The 15,057-nt window shown below is 64.2% G+C and carries 16 protein-coding genes; 10 read left to right on the forward strand and 6 right to left on the reverse strand.

Annotated features, from left to right (window positions below):
• Positions 1-14 precede the first annotated feature (14 nt).
• Positions 15-482, reverse strand: coding sequence for a hypothetical protein (locus QYH69_RS24415; RefSeq protein ID WP_308834311.1), 468 nt, complete (start codon positions 480-482; stop codon positions 15-17).
• Positions 483-758: 276 nt separating this feature from the next.
• On the opposite strand from QYH69_RS24415, the gene QYH69_RS24420 reads away from it, so the two are divergent.
• The 10 genes from QYH69_RS24420 (at position 759) to iscX (ending at position 7,851) form a co-directional block, all read left to right on the forward strand.
• Positions 759-995 carry a hypothetical protein gene (locus tag QYH69_RS24420; protein ID WP_308834312.1) on the forward strand — a complete coding sequence of 79 codons (237 nt, stop codon included), beginning with the start codon at positions 759-761 and terminating at the stop codon, positions 993-995.
• A gap of 21 nt (positions 996-1,016) precedes the next feature.
• Positions 1,017-1,502: a low molecular weight protein-tyrosine-phosphatase gene (locus QYH69_RS24425; RefSeq protein ID WP_308834313.1), complete on the forward strand. Its 486-nt coding sequence runs from the start codon at positions 1,017-1,019 to the stop codon at positions 1,500-1,502.
• A gap of 184 nt (positions 1,503-1,686) precedes the next feature.
• Positions 1,687-2,220 (forward strand): Fe-S cluster assembly transcriptional regulator IscR, encoded by a 534-nt coding sequence (gene iscR / locus QYH69_RS24430; protein ID WP_075156757.1) that lies wholly within the window; start codon positions 1,687-1,689, stop codon positions 2,218-2,220.
• A gap of 102 nt (positions 2,221-2,322) precedes the next feature.
• A complete protein-coding gene (locus tag QYH69_RS24435; RefSeq protein WP_308834314.1) occupies positions 2,323-3,546 on the forward strand; it encodes an IscS subfamily cysteine desulfurase in 1,224 nt (407 codons plus the stop codon).
• A gap of 108 nt (positions 3,547-3,654) precedes the next feature.
• Positions 3,655-4,083 (forward strand): Fe-S cluster assembly scaffold IscU, encoded by a 429-nt coding sequence (iscU, locus tag QYH69_RS24440; protein ID WP_308834315.1) that lies wholly within the window; start codon positions 3,655-3,657, stop codon positions 4,081-4,083.
• A 128-nt stretch (positions 4,084-4,211) separates the two neighbouring features.
• Positions 4,212-4,535, forward strand: coding sequence for an iron-sulfur cluster assembly protein IscA (iscA, locus tag QYH69_RS24445; RefSeq protein WP_075156760.1), 324 nt, complete (start codon positions 4,212-4,214; stop codon positions 4,533-4,535).
• A 67-nt stretch (positions 4,536-4,602) separates the two neighbouring features.
• Positions 4,603-5,130, forward strand: a complete 528-nt coding sequence (gene hscB / locus QYH69_RS24450) for a Fe-S protein assembly co-chaperone HscB (RefSeq protein ID WP_308834316.1) — start codon at positions 4,603-4,605, stop codon at positions 5,128-5,130.
• Between the two features lie 160 nt (positions 5,131-5,290).
• Positions 5,291-7,162: a Fe-S protein assembly chaperone HscA gene (hscA, locus tag QYH69_RS24455; RefSeq protein ID WP_308834317.1), complete on the forward strand. Its 1,872-nt coding sequence runs from the start codon at positions 5,291-5,293 to the stop codon at positions 7,160-7,162.
• A 134-nt stretch (positions 7,163-7,296) separates the two neighbouring features.
• Entirely contained in the window at positions 7,297-7,638 is a 342-nt protein-coding gene (gene fdx, locus QYH69_RS24460) for an ISC system 2Fe-2S type ferredoxin (RefSeq protein WP_075156763.1), read from the forward strand.
• 15 nt (positions 7,639-7,653) lie between these two features.
• Complete coding sequence (gene iscX / locus QYH69_RS24465) at positions 7,654-7,851, forward strand: Fe-S cluster assembly protein IscX (protein WP_075156764.1); 198 nt, start codon at positions 7,654-7,656, stop codon at positions 7,849-7,851.
• A 108-nt stretch (positions 7,852-7,959) separates the two neighbouring features.
• Here iscX and QYH69_RS24470 read toward each other — a convergent pair whose 3' ends face one another.
• From QYH69_RS24470 to QYH69_RS24490, 5 genes are all read right to left on the reverse strand, one after another.
• Positions 7,960-8,670 carry a glycine zipper 2TM domain-containing protein gene (locus tag QYH69_RS24470; protein WP_308834318.1) on the reverse strand — a complete coding sequence of 237 codons (711 nt, stop codon included), beginning with the start codon at positions 8,668-8,670 and terminating at the stop codon, positions 7,960-7,962.
• A gap of 267 nt (positions 8,671-8,937) precedes the next feature.
• Positions 8,938-10,464, reverse strand: coding sequence for a lysine--tRNA ligase (gene lysS, locus QYH69_RS24475; RefSeq protein WP_308834319.1), 1,527 nt, complete (start codon positions 10,462-10,464; stop codon positions 8,938-8,940).
• A gap of 111 nt (positions 10,465-10,575) precedes the next feature.
• A protein-coding gene (gene prfB, locus QYH69_RS24480; protein WP_156883785.1) for a peptide chain release factor 2 occupies positions 10,576-11,680 on the reverse strand; the annotation gives its coding sequence in 2 pieces (ribosomal slippage) (positions 10,576-11,598 and positions 11,600-11,680; 1,104 coding nt in all).
• 189 nt (positions 11,681-11,869) lie between these two features.
• Positions 11,870-13,576 carry a single-stranded-DNA-specific exonuclease RecJ gene (gene recJ, locus QYH69_RS24485; RefSeq protein WP_308834320.1) on the reverse strand — a complete coding sequence of 569 codons (1,707 nt, stop codon included), beginning with the start codon at positions 13,574-13,576 and terminating at the stop codon, positions 11,870-11,872.
• Positions 13,577-13,634: 58 nt separating this feature from the next.
• Positions 13,635-14,783, reverse strand: a complete 1,149-nt coding sequence (locus QYH69_RS24490) for a regulator (RefSeq protein WP_308834321.1) — start codon at positions 14,781-14,783, stop codon at positions 13,635-13,637.
• Positions 14,784-15,057 lie beyond the last annotated feature (274 nt).

Genomic DNA, 15,057 nt, shown 5'->3' on the forward strand with positions numbered 1-15,057 from the left:
GCGCCGGCCACAGGTCAGTGATTGGTCATGCGCGAGCCGTTGTTCGGCGAGACATTGACAGCCGGTGCGGCAGGCGCGCGTCCACCCCCGCGCGGCCCTTGCGGCGGCGGATGTCCGCCGCCGCCTCCCGCAGCGGGACCTCCGCCTCCACCCGCATGTGGCGGCGGCGGGTTATTCGGCGGCGGACGTCCGCCGCCGCCGTGCCAGTTTCGTCCGTTATTCCAGTCGCCGCGATAGCCGCGCCCCCAGTAGGGATCGCGCGATCCCGAATAGCCGCCGAAGCCCAGATAAACGTTCGGCGGCGGGGCCGGCGCATAGCCGTAGCCATATGGCGGATAGCCGCCGTAGCCATCGTATACGGCGCCGTCGTAGCCATAGCCGCTATAACCGACTGGTGCATTCGACGGATAGACCGCGCAGCCGCCGCACAGAGCGGCAACGGCAATGGCCGGGAGTAGGTGAAGAGAGGTGCGCGGTTTCATCGGATGAGTTCGCTTAACGATGCAGGGCAGATGCAAGTAAAGCTATCCTCCCACTTTGCATCGTTACCTTTGTATGTGTTTGTAAGGATTCCTTTCGCTGCCCGACTCAACGTCGAGCGTTCTCTTTACGTTGACTTCCCGCGCCGCATTGTTCGCGTCAACAGAACGGTCTATTCCGCAGGGGTGGGTTTTTCCTGATGGTGGCCTTATCTATAATCTCAATCGGGCGAAGTGGGCTAATAGCCTGCAGCCTTGACCCATTGAGAGAACGCCATCATGAAAAAGACAATATCGTTGTACTGGCCCTTGGCGATCGTTTTGCCGCTCGCAGCGGCCGCATTCCTGAACCTGTGCAGCAGTGCCGCGAAGCACGCGAGCACGGCGCCGCTCGCCGCAAGCGAAGTCACTGCCGAACTGGCGCGCACGGTGTCGTACGGATTCGTCGGCGACGACGAGGCGGCTTCGGCGCAGCCGATGCGCGCGAACGTCACGCTGCAGTCCCAGCCGCTGTAAGCGCTCCCGGCGCGACACCCGATGAAAACGATCGCCGTATGCTTCGTCTGTCTTGGCAATATCTGCCGCTCGCCGACTGCGGAGGGCGTCATGCGATACGAGCTGGCCGAGGCGAAGTTGTCGGACCGCGTGATGGTCGATTCGGCCGGCACCGGCAACTGGCACATCGGCGAAGCACCGGACGAGCGCGCCCAGCTGGCGGCGCGCGGGCGTGGTTACGATCTGTCGCAATTGCGCGGCCGTCAGATCGCGGCCGCCGACTTCGAGCGTTTCGACCTGCTGATCGCGATGGACGATGCGAATGTCGCGGCATTGAACCGGATCTGTCCTCCGGCCTGTCGCGACAAGATTCGTTTGCTGATGGAATTTGCGCCGCAAGCCGACGCGCGTGAAGTTGCCGATCCCTACTTCGGCGGGCCGAATGGCTTCGAGACCGTACTGGATCAGTGTGAGTCGGCGTGCCGAGGGCTCGTCGCGGCGCTGCGCATCCAGTTGCAGGTCGTCTGAGAACCATCCGGCCGAACTTTGAAGTGGGCGCCCGCAAGCCGGAAGCCCGCCGCGGGGGGCGAGGACGGCGCTTCGGCCCCAAAATTTTTAAGTAATTGGACAAAATTGAGACGGGATACTTGACTAAATAGCTCATGTATTTATACTTGAGCAAACTTGTCGAGAATTGCGGTTCCCACACATCATGAGACTCACCACGAAAGGCCGTTTCGCCGTTACGGCGATGATTGACCTGGCGCTGCGCCAGGAGCAGGGCCCGGTGACGCTTGCAGGTATTAGCCAGCGCCAGCACATTTCCCTGTCGTATCTCGAGCAGTTGTTCGGGAAGCTGCGCCGTCACGAGATCGTCGAATCCGTGCGCGGTCCGGGCGGCGGTTACAACCTCGCGCGGCGCGCGGAAGACGTCACGGTGGCGGACATCATCATCGCCGTCGACGAGCCGCTCGATGCCACGCAATGCGGCGGCAAGGGCACGTGCGAAGGCACGAAGCAGCGCGACGGCCACTGCATGACGCACGAGCTGTGGTCCACGCTGAACCAGAAGATGGTCGAATACCTCGATTCGGTCTCGCTGAAAGATCTGGTCGATCAGCAGCGCGCGCGCGAAGCGACGCCGGCCACCGTGCTGCGCGACAGGCGTTCGGAGGCCGCTGCGGTCGAGCCGACACGGGTCCTGCCGAAAGGTCCGAATTCCGTTTTCAATATGGCTGGTTCCTGAGCGTGAAGCAGGGCACCGCGACGAGGACGCATGAATAGCGTTCCGCGGCGCCCTCGCGCAAGAACCCAGTAGCCAAAAGCAACGATGTCCCCGGAGCGATTGATGAATAACGACATTCCCCACCTGCCCATTTACATGGACTACAGCGCGACGACGCCCGTCGATCCGCGCGTGGTGGACAAGATGATCCCGTATCTGCGCGAGCAGTTCGGCAACCCCGCATCGCGTAGCCACGCATACGGCTGGGACGCGGAGCATGCAGTCGAGGAAGCGCGCGAAAACGTCGCCGCGCTCGTCAACGCGGACCCGCGCGAAATCATCTGGACGTCGGGCGCGACCGAATCGGACAACCTCGCGATCAAGGGTGCCGCGCACTTCTACAAGGGCAAGGGCAAGCACATCATCACGGTGAAGACCGAGCACAAGGCCGTGCTCGACACGTGCCGCGAGCTCGAGCGCGAAGGTTATGAAGTCACCTATCTGGACGTGAAGGACGATGGCCTGATCGACATCGAAGTCTTCAAGGCCGCGCTGCGCCCCGACACGATTCTCGTGTCGGTGATGCACGTGAACAACGAGATCGGCGTGATTCAGGATATCGCGACGATCGGCGAAATCTGCCGCGAAAAAGGCATCATTTTCCACGTCGACGCGGCGCAGGCTACGGGCAAGGTCGAAATCGACCTGCAGAAGCTGAAGGTGGACCTGATGTCGTTTTCGGCGCACAAGACGTACGGCCCGAAGGGCATCGGCGCGCTGTACGTGCGTCGCAAGCCGCGCGTGCGCATTGAAGCGCAGATGCACGGCGGCGGCCACGAACGCGGCATGCGCTCGGGCACGCTGGCAACGCACCAGATCGTCGGCATGGGCGAGGCGTTCCGTATCGCGCGCGAAGAAATGGCGACGGAGAACGAGCGCGTCCGCATGCTGCGCGACCGTCTGCTGCGCGGTCTGTCGCGGATCGAGGAAGTGTATGTGAACGGCGACATGGAAAGCCGTGTGCCGCACAACCTGAACATCAGCTTCAATTTCGTCGAAGGCGAGTCGCTGATCATGGCGGTGAAGGATGTCGCGGTGTCGTCGGGTTCGGCGTGCACGTCCGCGTCGCTCGAACCGTCGTACGTGCTGCGCGCGCTGGGTCGCAACGACGAACTCGCGCATAGCTCGATCCGTTTCACGGTTGGCCGTTTCACGACCGAGCAGGACGTCGATTACGTGATCAACCTGCTCAATACGAAGATCGCGAAACTGCGCGAGCTGTCGCCGCTCTGGGAAATGCACAAGGACGGCGTCGATCTGTCGACGATTCAGTGGGCTGCGCACTAAGGTGCGGCAAACGGGCGCCCGAAACGCGTGTCGGAAAAATAAATGCCGGAACGATCGGTGCGAGCGCACGCGAAACCGGCAGCTTGAAACGAATCAAGGAGTGTAAACATGGCTTATAGCGACAAGGTTCTGGACCACTACGAAAACCCGCGCAACGTCGGCTCCTTCTCGAAGGACGACGATGCGGTCGGCACCGGCATGGTCGGCGCGCCGGCGTGCGGCGACGTGATGAAGCTGCAGATTCGCGTCGGCGCGGATGGCGTGATCGAGGACGCGAAGTTCAAGACCTATGGTTGCGGCTCCGCGATCGCGTCGAGCTCGCTCGTTACCGAATGGGTGAAGGGCAAGACGCTCGACCAGGCGCTCGAGATCAAGAACACGCAGATCGCCGAAGAACTGGCGCTGCCGCCGGTCAAGATTCACTGCTCGATTCTCGCGGAAGACGCGATCAAGGCGGCCGTCGCCGACTACAAGCAGCGTCATGGCGGCGAGGCCGGCGAAAGCGCGGCGCCCGCGGGCGACAAGCAGGCAGCTTGAGATTCGGGATCGGGACTCAAGGTTTGAATGCAGGCAGGTCGCAGCGCGTCGCCTGGTAAGGGCACGTAACGCGCTTGGTAACGCGGCAGGTAACGCCGCAAGCAACGCGCTGCGCAAAGAGAAACACTATGGCAATTACGTTGACCGAAAAAGCAGCACAACATGTGCAGAAGTATCTGAGCCGGCGCGGCAAGGGCGTCGGGCTGCGAGTCGGCGTGCGCACGACCGGCTGCTCGGGCCTTGCGTACAAGCTCGAGTACGTCGATGAACTCGCACCCGAAGACGAAGTGTTCGAATGCAACGGCGTGAAGGTCGTCGTGGATCCGAAGAGTCTTGCGTATATCGACGGCACCGAACTCGACTTCGCGCGCGAAGGGTTGAACGAAGGCTTCAAGTTCAACAATCCGAACGCCAAGGACGAGTGCGGCTGCGGCGAATCGTTCCGCGTGTAAGCGGACGGGTAGGATCGAAAAGGCGGCCTGTGCCGCCTTTTTTCAATTCGACGGACAAAGTATTTTGATGGCATCGCTCAACGACAGTCACTTCGATCTGTTCCATTTGCCTGCGCAATTTGCACTCGACACACAGGCGCTCGACGACGCGTACCGCACCGTGCAGGCGCAGGTGCATCCTGACCGCTTCGCCGCGGCCGGCGACGCGCAAAAGCGCATCGCGATGCAATGGGCCACGCGTGCGAACGAGGCGTACCGGACGCTGCGCGATCCGTTGAAGCGCGCGACCTACCTGTTGTCGTTGCGCGGCATCGACGTCGGCGCCGAAAACAACACGGCCATGGAGCCGGCGTTCCTGATGCAGCAAATGGAATGGCGCGAGCGCATCGAAGACGCGGCAGCCGCGAAGAACGTCGACGATCTCGATGCCTTGCTTGCCGAGCTGCGCGACGAAGAGCGCGTGCGCTTCACGAAGCTCGCCGCGCTGCTCGACAGCGGCTCCGACCAGGCGGCGAGCGAAGCGGTGCGGCAGTTGATGTTTATCGAGCGCGTCGCGTCGGAAATCGACGCGCAGATCGGCAGGCTCGAAGATTGAGCGTGGCCGCGCAGCGATGAACCGAACTCGCGTACCGAAGTGATCAACTGAAGTGACGACGCGGCAAGCGCAACAAATAACCCCTAAGCCCATCGTCCCGACATCCCGCAAACACCAATAATCGAGCACGGGGCGCAACGTTCCCCGAAGAAGACACCAGATGGCTTTACTGCAAATCTCTGAACCCGGCATGGCGCCCGCGCCGCACCAGCGGCGTCTCGCGGTCGGTATCGATCTTGGCACGACCAATTCTCTCGTCGCCGCTGTGCGCAGTGGTGTGCCCGATGTGTTGCCCGATGAGGAAGGTCACGCGCTGTTGCCTTCGGTGGTCCGCTATCTGCAGAACGGCGGCCGCCGGATCGGCCGCGCGGCGAAGGCCGAAGCGGCGACCGATCCGCGCAACACGATCGTGTCGGTCAAGCGCTTCATGGGCCGCGGCAAGAGCGAAGTGGAGGGCGCCGAGAACGCGCCGTACGACTTCGTCGACGCGCCCGGCATGGTGCAGATCCGTACGATCGATGGCGTGAAGAGCCCGGTCGAAGTGTCGGCCGAGATTCTCGCGACGCTGCGTCAGCGCGCCGAGGGCACGCTCGGCGACGAACTCGTCGGCGCGGTGATCACGGTGCCCGCGTATTTCGACGAGGCGCAGCGCCAGGCGACGAAGGACGCCGCGCGCCTCGCCGGCCTCAATGTGCTGCGCCTGCTCAACGAACCGACCGCCGCGGCGATCGCATACGGGCTCGATAACGGCGCCGAAGGGCTTTACGCCGTGTTCGATCTTGGCGGCGGCACGTTCGACCTGTCGATCCTCAAGCTCACCAAGGGCGTGTTCGAAGTGCTCGCGGCCGGCGGCGATTCCGCATTGGGCGGCGACGATTTCGACCATGCGTTGTTCCGTCACGTGCTCGCGCAAGCGGGCGTCGCGCGCGAGACGCTCACGCCCGAGGACGTCCGCCTGTTGCTCGACACCGTGCGTTCGACGAAGGAAGCGCTGTCGAGCGCGGCGCAGGCAAAAGTCGACGTCGCGCTGTCGAGCGGCGTGCGCATCGATCAGACGATCGAAGAATCGACGTTTGCTGCAATCACCGAATCTCTCGTGCAGCGCACGCTCGGTCCGACACGCAAAGCGCTGCGCGACGCGAAAGTGACGCCGGCCGACATCAAGGGCGTCGTGCTCGTCGGCGGCGCGACGCGCATGCCGGTGATCCGCCGCGCGGTCGAATCGTTCTTCGGCCAGCCGCCGCTCATCAATCTCGATCCGGATCAGGTCGTCGCGCTCGGCGCCGCGATTCAGGCCGATCTGCTCGCCGGCAACCGCGGCGCCGATGGCGACGAATGGCTGTTGCTCGATGTGATTCCGCTGTCGCTCGGCGTCGAAACGATGGGCGGCCTGACCGAAAAGATCATTCCGCGCAATTCGACGATTCCGGTCGCGCGCGCGCAGGACTTCACGACGTTCAAGGACGGCCAGACCGCCATGGCGATTCATGTCGTACAAGGCGAGCGCGAGCTCGTCTCGGATTGCCGGTCGCTCGCGCGCTTCGAGTTGCGCGGCATTCCGCCGATGGCGGCGGGCGCGGCGCGGATTCGCGTGACCTATCAGGTGGACGCGGACGGGCTGCTGTCGGTATTCGCGCGCGAGCAGCATTCGGGCGTCGAGGCGTCGGTCGTCGTCAAGCCGTCGTACGGTCTCGCCGACGACGATATCGCGCGCATGCTCGAAGACAGCTTCAGCGCCGCCGAAGTCGATATGCGCGCCCGTGCGCTGCGTGAAGCGCAAGTGGAGGCGCAGCGTCTCGTCGAAGCGACCGACGCGGCGCTGGCCGCCGACGCCGATCTGCTCGACGCAGACGAGCGCGGCGCTCTGGATACGCTGCTCGCCGCGTTGCGCAACGTCGCGCAGAGCAACGACGCGGACGCAATCGAAGCAGCGACCAAAGCGCTGGCCGCCGGCACCGATGAATTCGCGGCGCGCCGGATGGACAAGGGCATTCGCCGGGCGCTCGCGGGCCGCAAGCTCGACGAGATCTGAACCTCGCGCGACATCACGAGGCGCGTGCGAAAATCGCCCGCGCTGTCAGTAAAATAACGAAGCTGCTGCCGGGCGGCATCCGGGTGCGAAGCTCGCTGCGCACGCAAAGCCGAACGGCGTCAAACGGAATCTCTATGCCTCAAATCGTTGTATTGCCTCACGTCGAACTGTGCCCCGAGGGCGCGGTCATCGACGCCGTGCCGGGCAAAAGCATTTGCGACACGCTGCTCGAGAACGGCATCGAAATCGAGCATGCGTGCGAGAAGTCATGCGCGTGCACGACATGCCATGTGATCGTGCGCGAGGGCTTCGATGCGCTCGAGCCGTCGGAGGAAGCCGAAGACGACCTGCTCGACAAGGCGTGGGGGCTCGAACGCGAGTCGCGGCTGTCGTGTCAGGCGATCGTGCCGGAAAACGACGACCTCGTCGTCGAGATTCCGCGCTACTCGATCAATCACGCGAAGGAAAATCACTAACAGGAGCATGCAGCCATGAAGTGGACCGATACGCAGGACATCGCGATGGCGTTAACGGACAAGCACCCGGATATCGATCCGCAGCAGGTGCGGTTCACGGATCTGCATCGCTGGGTGATGGAACTCGACGGTTTCGACGACGACCCAAACCGCTCGAACGAGAAGATTCTCGAAGCGATTCAGGCGGCGTGGATCGAGGACGCCGATTACTGACCGGCGCCTCGGTCCGCGCAGGTCGGCGTGGCGCGCGGATACGCGCGCGGCAAATAAAAAGGCGACTCCGATAGGAATCGCCTTTTTGCATGGAGGCCGCTTGACCGGCTAACCCGCGACCAGCGTACCGTTTTCGATTCGTACGCGCTCGCCTTGCTGGAACGGCGGCGGCTGATGATACGTGAAGTAGCGGATATGGCCGTTTTCCATCCGCACGCGTACCGAGTAGCTCGTGGTCGTGCGCAGATGCTTTTCGACCGAGTTGCCGGCGAAACCACCGCCAAGCGCGCCGAGCACGGTCATCGCGGTCCGTCCGCCGCCGCTGCCGAACTGGTTGCCGATCACGCCGCCCGCGACTGCGCCGCCGACCGCGCCGATACCCGTGCCGTGGCCTTCCTGGCGTACTTCCGAAATCGCGATCACCGTGCCGCAGCTCGAACACACCGCGGGGCGGGGCGCCGGTTGCGGCGGTGCGTACTGTTGCGGCTGCGGCTGCGTTTGCGGCTGAGGCACCGGTTGCTGCGCGTATTGAGGCTGCGCCGGAGCAGGTGCCGGCTCGGCCTGTTGCGCGGCCTGCTGTTGCTGCTGCGCATACTGCGCCGGGTTGGCCTGCTGCGCGGTATCGACGACGGGTTGCGAAGCGATTTGCGCGGATTGCGTCTGATTCGATTGCGCGCTGTCGCCCGACGCTTTCGGGAACAGGCCCGTGATCGCAGCCGTGGCCGCGAGGCTGGCGACGATAACCGCGCCCGCCACGGTGGCGATCAGCGGATGCAAGCGGCGCGGTGACGAAGATGGTGTGTTGTTCGGGTTGTCCATGTTTGTCCTCCGTCTTGGGCAGAGTCGACCATTGATGATGCGTACAGTGTCCGACAACCCGCCGCAGGCATGGTTTCAATTTGTAACGTCTTCTGTATCGAATGAACGGCGGCGTAGCGTGCATCGACGCGGATACTGCCGCGTCGCCGCACTTCTTACCGATAGTTACAATCGATCGGCAAGCGAGGCACAGAAGACAACGCCCGCCGAGGCGTCAAGCCATAGGCGGGCGTTTCGTTACGCGGCCGCAGTCGCGCAGACCGCGGTTCAATCTTCGCGCCGCAGATGCGGGAACAGAATCACGTCGCGAATGCTCGGGCTGTCGGTGATCAGCATCACGAGCCGGTCGATGCCGATGCCGCAGCCGCCGGTCGGCGGCATGCCGTATTCGAGCGCGCGAATATAGTCGGCGTCGTAGTACATCGCTTCCTCGTCGCCGGCGTCCTTCTGATCGACCTGTTTGCGAAAACGTGCCGCCTGGTCTTCGGGGTCGTTGAGCTCCGAGAAGCCGTTGGCGATTTCGCGGCCGGTGATGAACAGCTCGAAGCGCTCAGTAATGCCTTCGACCGAATCCGACGCGCGCGCAAGCGGCGATACTTCGATCGGATAGTCGATGATGTACGTCGGCTCCCACAACTGCGCTTCCGCCGTTTCTTCGAAGAGCGCGAGCTGCAGCGAGCCAAGCCCCGCGTTCAGAAACTTCGGCTCGTTCGTGTCGACGCCGAATTTCTTCACTTCCGCGCGCAGGAATGCCGGATCCGACAGTTGCGCCTCGGTGTATTGGGGCGCGTGTTTCAGAATGGCCTGCGTGATCGTCAGCCGGTGGAACGGCCTGGACAGATCGAGCTCGCGCCCCTGATAGCTGATCGTTGCAGTGCCGAGCGCATCGATCGCGGCCTGACGAATCAATTGTTCGGTGAAGTCCATGAGCCACGTGTAGTTCGTGTACGCGGCGTAGAACTCCATCATCGTGAATTCCGGATTGTGGCGCGGCGACACACCCTCGTTACGGAAATTCCGGTTGATCTCGAACACCCGCTCGAAGCCGCCGACGATAAGCCGCTTCAGATACAGCTCCGGCGCGATGCGCATGAACATCTGCATATCGAGCGCGTTGTGATGCGTGACGAACGGCTTTGCCGCCGCGCCGCCCGGAATCGGGTGCAGCATCGGCGTTTCGACTTCCATGAAGTTCGCGTCCGACATGAAGCGACGGATCGACGAGATCGTCTTCGTGCGTGCGGTGAAGGTCTTGCGCGTTTCCGGCGTGACGATCAGGTCGACGTAGCGCTGGCGGTAGCGCATTTCCTGATCGGCGAGGCCGTGGAATTTGTCGGGCAGCGGCCGCAGTGCCTTCGACAGCAGCCGCAGTTCCGTGCAGCGCACCGACAGCTCGCCTTTGTTCGTGCGAAACAGCACGCCGCGCGCCGCGACGATGTCGCCGAGGTCCCATTTCCTGAAGGCTTCGTAGGTCGCTTCGCCGACGTCGGCGGGCGTGATGAAGAACTGGATCTGTCCCGACCCGTCCTGCACCGTCGCGAAGCTCGCCTTGCCCATTACGCGTTTGAGCATCATCCGGCCGGCGAGCGCGACACCGAGTGCCTGCGCTTCGAGCGCTTCCTTGTCGGTGTCCGCGAACTGCGTCTGCAGTTCGGCGGCGTGGTGGGTCGGCTGGAAATCGTTCGGATAGGCGACGCCTTGCTCGCGCAGCGCACGCAGCTTGTCGCGGCGTTCCGCGATGATCTGGTTGTCGTCGTCGGCCGCGGCGGTCGTCTGGGTCGTCGGTTCGGTCATGATGTTGGTCGGTATGCGGGGAAGCTGGCGGGCGCGCCGGGAAATCGTTCAATGGCACCCGCGATCGAAACACGCGGCACGGTTTTCATGCCGTGCCGCGAATGCTGCAACTCAAATACCCTGTTTCAGGCTCGCGCTGATAAACGCATCGAGGTCGCCGTCGAGCACGCTCTTGGTGTTGCTGATTTCGACGTTCGTGCGCAGATCTTTGATGCGGCTGTTATCGAGCACGTACGAGCGGATCTGGTGTCCCCAGCCCACGTCCGATTTGCCCGCTTCGAGCTTGTCCTGCTCGGACTGGCGCTTGCGCATCTCCGCTTCGTACAGCCGCGATTTCAGCATGGCCATCGCTTCGGCGCGGTTGCGGTGCTGCGAGCGGTCGTTCTGGCACTGCACGACGATGCCGCTCGGCATGTGCGTGATGCGCACCGCCGAATCGGTTTTGTTGATGTGCTGACCGCCGGCGCCCGATGCGCGGAAGGTGTCGATGCGCAGATCGGCCGGGTTGATGTCGATTTCGAACGAGTCGTCGATTTCCGGATACACGAACACCGACGAAAACGACGTATGGCGGCCACCCGACGAATCGAACGGCGACTTGCGCACGAGGCGATGGATGCCCGTTTCGGTGCGCAGAAAGCCGTACGCGTATTCGCCTTCGACCTTGATCGTCGCGCTCTTGATGCCCGCGACGTCGCCTTCCGATTCTTCGAGCACTTCGGTCTTGAAGCCCTTGCGCTCGCAGTAGCGCAGATACTGGCGCAGCAGCATCGATGCCCAGTCGCACGCTTCGGTGCCGCCGGCGCCGGCCTGGATGTCGATGAACGCGTTGTTCGGGTCGGCCGGGTTCGAGAACATCCGGCGGAATTCGAGGTCTTCGATGCGCGCGGTGAGCTTCGCGACATCTTCGTCGCACGAGACGAGCGTCGCTTCGTCGTTTTCTTCGCGCGCCATGTCGAACAGGTCTTGCGTGTCGCGCAAGTCGTTGTCGAGCGACGAAAGGACGTCGACCACGCCTTCCAGCAGCTTCTTTTCCTTACCGAGCGCCTGTGCGTGCTGCGAGTCGTTCCAGACGTTCGGGTCTTCGAGTTCCCGGTTGACTTCGACGAGCCTTACTGCTTTGGCATCGTAGTCAAAGATACCCCCGTAGCTCGCCTGCGCGCGTGCGCAGGTCGGCCAGAGAGGCTTCGATCGCGTTGAGACGTTCCGCTTCCATGTCGAGCTTTTGATTCGCCAAAAGGTGAAATTATAGCCGATCGACGGCTCGATCCGGCCTGTGCGACGTGGAATCGGGCCGGTTTACCGCGGATTTCGCGTGTCCTTCACCCGAGGTGCCTGGGCGTTGGCGCGGCGCTTTGGGGTCGCGCGTTCGGGCCGCTCGTCGGGGCCGCTCGTCGGGCCGCACTTATCCGAGCGCGTGCTCGACGATCAACTGCACGCGCGACACGCCGTTCCAGGTGTCGCGCGTGAGCCGGTAGGCAACAGTCGCGCGTGCCGGCAGCGTATCGGTGTGATTGAACCAGATCGCGTTGAAGCGCTGGCGGCCGCGCATCAGTTGCAGCTTCAGATGCTTGTCTTTCACGAGCGCCTGCGACATCACCTCGAATTCGCCGGAAAAAAGCGGTGCCGGAAAGCCCTGTCCCCAGACCGCCGCCTCGAGCATCTCGACGAATTGCGGCGTGAAGTAGGCATCTTCGAGGTCGCCGTCGGTCTCGACCGTGCGCGCGAGCGCATCGTCGGACAGCCACTCGCGCCCGACCGCTTCGAAGGCGGCCGCAAAGCGCGGCAGGTCGGCGGCCGCAAGCGTCATGCCGGCCGCCATCGCGTGACCGCCGAAGCGCACGATCAGATCGGGCTCGCGCTTCGAGATCAGATCGAGCGCATCGCGCAGATGAAAGCCCGCGATCGAACGGCCCGAGCCTTTGATCGTCGTGCCGCTGTCGTCGGCGAGCGCGAACGTGAACGACGGACGGTGGAATTTCTCCTTGAGCCGCCCGGCGACGATGCCGATTACGCCCTGATGCCAGCTCGCATTGAACAGCGTGATGGTCGTGGCGCCGGCCGGATCGATCGCCGCAAGATCGTCGAGCGCCTGCTGCTGCATGCCGGCCTCGATTTCGCGGCGCTCGCGGTTCATCGTGTCGAGCTGCTGGGCAAGCTGCCAGGCGCGGCCGACGTCGTCGGTAATCAGGCATTCGATGCCGAGCGACATGTCCGCAAGGCGTCCCGCCGCATTGAGCCGCGGGCCGAGCGCGAAGCCGAGATCGAAGCCCGATGCGCTGCGCGCTTCGCGGCCGGCCGCGCGAAACAGCGCGGCGATGCCGGGCTGCATGCGGCCGTTGCGGATCCGTTGCAGGCCTTGCGCAACGAGCACGCGATTATTGCCGTCGAGTTTGACGACGTCGGCGACCGTGCCGAGCGCGACCAGATCGAGCAGTCCGTCGAGGCGCGGCTCGGGGCGCGCGTCGTTGAAGGCGCCGCGCTTGCGCAGTTCGGCGCGCAACGCGAGCAGCACATAAAACATCACGCCGACGCCCGCAAGGCTTTTGCTCGGAAACGCGCAGCCGGGCTGGTTCGGATTGACGATCGCGCGCGCGGCGGGCAACGCGTCGCCGGGCAGGTGATGGTCGGTGACGAGCACGTCGATGCCGAGCGCGTTCGCCGCGGCGACGCCGTCGACGCTCGCAATGCCGTTGTCGACGGTGATCAGCAGATCGGGCTTGCCGCCCGCGCGCGCAGCGGCGAGCGCGACGATCTCGGGCGTGAGGCCGTAGCCGTATTCGAAGCGATTCGGCACGAGGTAGTCGATCTGCGCGCCGAACATGCGCAAGCCGCGCACGGCAACGGCGCAGGCGGTCGCGCCATCGCAGTCGTAGTCGGCGACGACGAGCATGCGGCGGCCTGCTTCGAGCGCGTCGGCGAGCAGCGCCGCGGCTTGATCGCAGCCGTGCAGTGCGGCCGGCGGAACGAGGCGCGCGAGACCCGTTTCGATTTCATCGGGCAGGCACACGCCGCGTGCGGCGTACAGCCGCGCCAGCACCGGATGCAGACCGTGGCGGGTGAGGGCTTCGGCGTCGGCGGGCGGGCACGCGCGGGTAACGATGCGGATCATGCGGTGACGGCGAGGCCGGCGCGGCCTGCGAATAGAAGGGTAATCATTCGAAGGGCGATCATTCGATGAAAAGCGAGGCGAACAGGCGCCGCCGCCAGAACTTGCGCAGATCGCCGCGCGTGACGGCGAGCGTGACCGAGCCCGTGTCGCCACATAGCGTGAGACCGAGTTCCGCGAGTTCGCCTGCTTCGAGCGCGGCGAGCGCGGGGGCGAACCAGTCGCGCTCGAGCGCGGCGAAGGCGGTGTTCCAGTTGGCCCAGTCCTGCGAGATGTAGGGCGTCGAAAACGGATCGAGTTCGACGAGCGTGGCGGATCTTGCATCGGTCGACGCACCGGCTGCATGCGCTTGCGCCTGCATTTGCGCGAACGATTGCGCGGGTGCGCCGACGGCCGCATGCGCGGCGAGCGCGAGACCGCGCGTCGCCGCGGCATCGGACAGCACACGCGCGAACGGACTCGTTACCGGGCGCGCGACGCCCTGCGCGTGAAACCAGATCGAGTTGACGGCGGGCAGTCCGCGCGCTTCGCGTGCTTCGTTGACCGGATGTTCGAACCAGGCCATCTGCACTTCGTTCTGCAGTTTCATCCATGCGCGCGAGCGTTCGCCGCTGTGCGCTTCGTGCGGCAGCCAGATCTCGATGTTGCGGCCGCTCGCGCGCAGCGGCGATGCGCCGGCGAGCGTGCTGAATTCGTCGCTCGACAGATACCAGCGCGACGGCTGCGGCGCTTCGATGCGTACGCCGAGCTCTTCGATCAGCGGACGGGCGAGGGCGAGCAGCGTCGCCGCATCGTCGTCGGAGAGTTCGAGCGATGCGGGGTCGATCAGCACGAGGTGGTCGTGCGCGATGCGCACGTGGACCGGCTGCACGCAGGCCCAGCTTGCCGTGCCCGGATCGCCGCCGTCGGCGAGCAGCATGTAGGGGGCGAGCGGGGCTTCGTCGTCGGCGGAGCCGGCCGTGCTTGAACCCGCGCTTGAACCCGCGCTTGAACCCGCTAATGCGCCGAACTGGTGCGCCACCCATCGCTCATGCGGCAACGTCCGCTGGAAGTCCTCGCCGATCACGCGCTCGACGAGCGTCGCGCGGGCGACGAGCTTGTCGAAGGCGGGCGTCTGAAGGTCGTGCAGGGCGGTGGAGGCGTCGGCTGCGGACGGCAGCGCGAAAGGGATGAGCAGATGAAGGCGGGTGACGGGCATGATGGTGCGCATTGTAGGGCAATCTGCGGCACCGATCGATGCTTTGGCATCCCCGCTGCAGCGCAGAGCGCTGCTTCGGAGGGAGGGCGGAACGGCTTGCCCGGTTGGAGGAAGCACAACAGGCGTCCACTTGAAAGGCGGTGCGAATGCCACCTGCAGTCGAGCGAAAATCCCGACGCGGAGCTCCGTACGGCACACCTCGCGCGTATTACCGGCTCCTCATCTCGAAATAGCTCGCCAAGCGTCTCTTCGGCCGATTCGGCGACAATGTATGGCAAACTTCGCC

This window comes from Paraburkholderia sp. SARCC-3016, from assembly GCF_031119615.1.
Lineage (GTDB): Bacteria > Pseudomonadota > Gammaproteobacteria > Burkholderiales > Burkholderiaceae > Paraburkholderia.

What these genes read in the sequence shown, in the direction of transcription:
- QYH69_RS24415 (WP_308834311.1), bottom strand. Translation starts at nt 482, where the DNA reads ATGAAACCGCGCACCTCTCTTCACCTACTCCCGGCCATTGCCGTTGCC.
- QYH69_RS24420 (WP_308834312.1), top strand. Translation starts at nt 759, where the DNA reads ATGAAAAAGACAATATCGTTGTACTGGCCCTTGGCGATCGTTTTGCCG.
- QYH69_RS24425 (WP_308834313.1), top strand. Translation starts at nt 1,017, where the DNA reads ATGAAAACGATCGCCGTATGCTTCGTCTGTCTTGGCAATATCTGCCGC.
- iscR (WP_075156757.1), top strand. Translation starts at nt 1,687, where the DNA reads ATGAGACTCACCACGAAAGGCCGTTTCGCCGTTACGGCGATGATTGAC.
- QYH69_RS24435 (WP_308834314.1), top strand. Translation starts at nt 2,323, where the DNA reads ATGAATAACGACATTCCCCACCTGCCCATTTACATGGACTACAGCGCG.
- iscU (WP_308834315.1), top strand. Translation starts at nt 3,655, where the DNA reads ATGGCTTATAGCGACAAGGTTCTGGACCACTACGAAAACCCGCGCAAC.
- iscA (WP_075156760.1), top strand. Translation starts at nt 4,212, where the DNA reads ATGGCAATTACGTTGACCGAAAAAGCAGCACAACATGTGCAGAAGTAT.
- hscB (WP_308834316.1), top strand. Translation starts at nt 4,603, where the DNA reads ATGGCATCGCTCAACGACAGTCACTTCGATCTGTTCCATTTGCCTGCG.
- hscA (WP_308834317.1), top strand. Translation starts at nt 5,291, where the DNA reads ATGGCTTTACTGCAAATCTCTGAACCCGGCATGGCGCCCGCGCCGCAC.
- fdx (WP_075156763.1), top strand. Translation starts at nt 7,297, where the DNA reads ATGCCTCAAATCGTTGTATTGCCTCACGTCGAACTGTGCCCCGAGGGC.
- iscX (WP_075156764.1), top strand. Translation starts at nt 7,654, where the DNA reads ATGAAGTGGACCGATACGCAGGACATCGCGATGGCGTTAACGGACAAG.
- QYH69_RS24470 (WP_308834318.1), bottom strand. Translation starts at nt 8,670, where the DNA reads ATGGACAACCCGAACAACACACCATCTTCGTCACCGCGCCGCTTGCAT.
- lysS (WP_308834319.1), bottom strand. Translation starts at nt 10,464, where the DNA reads ATGACCGAACCGACGACCCAGACGACCGCCGCGGCCGACGACGACAAC.
- recJ (WP_308834320.1), bottom strand. Translation starts at nt 13,576, where the DNA reads ATGATCCGCATCGTTACCCGCGCGTGCCCGCCCGCCGACGCCGAAGCC.
- QYH69_RS24490 (WP_308834321.1), bottom strand. Translation starts at nt 14,783, where the DNA reads ATGCGCACCATCATGCCCGTCACCCGCCTTCATCTGCTCATCCCTTTC.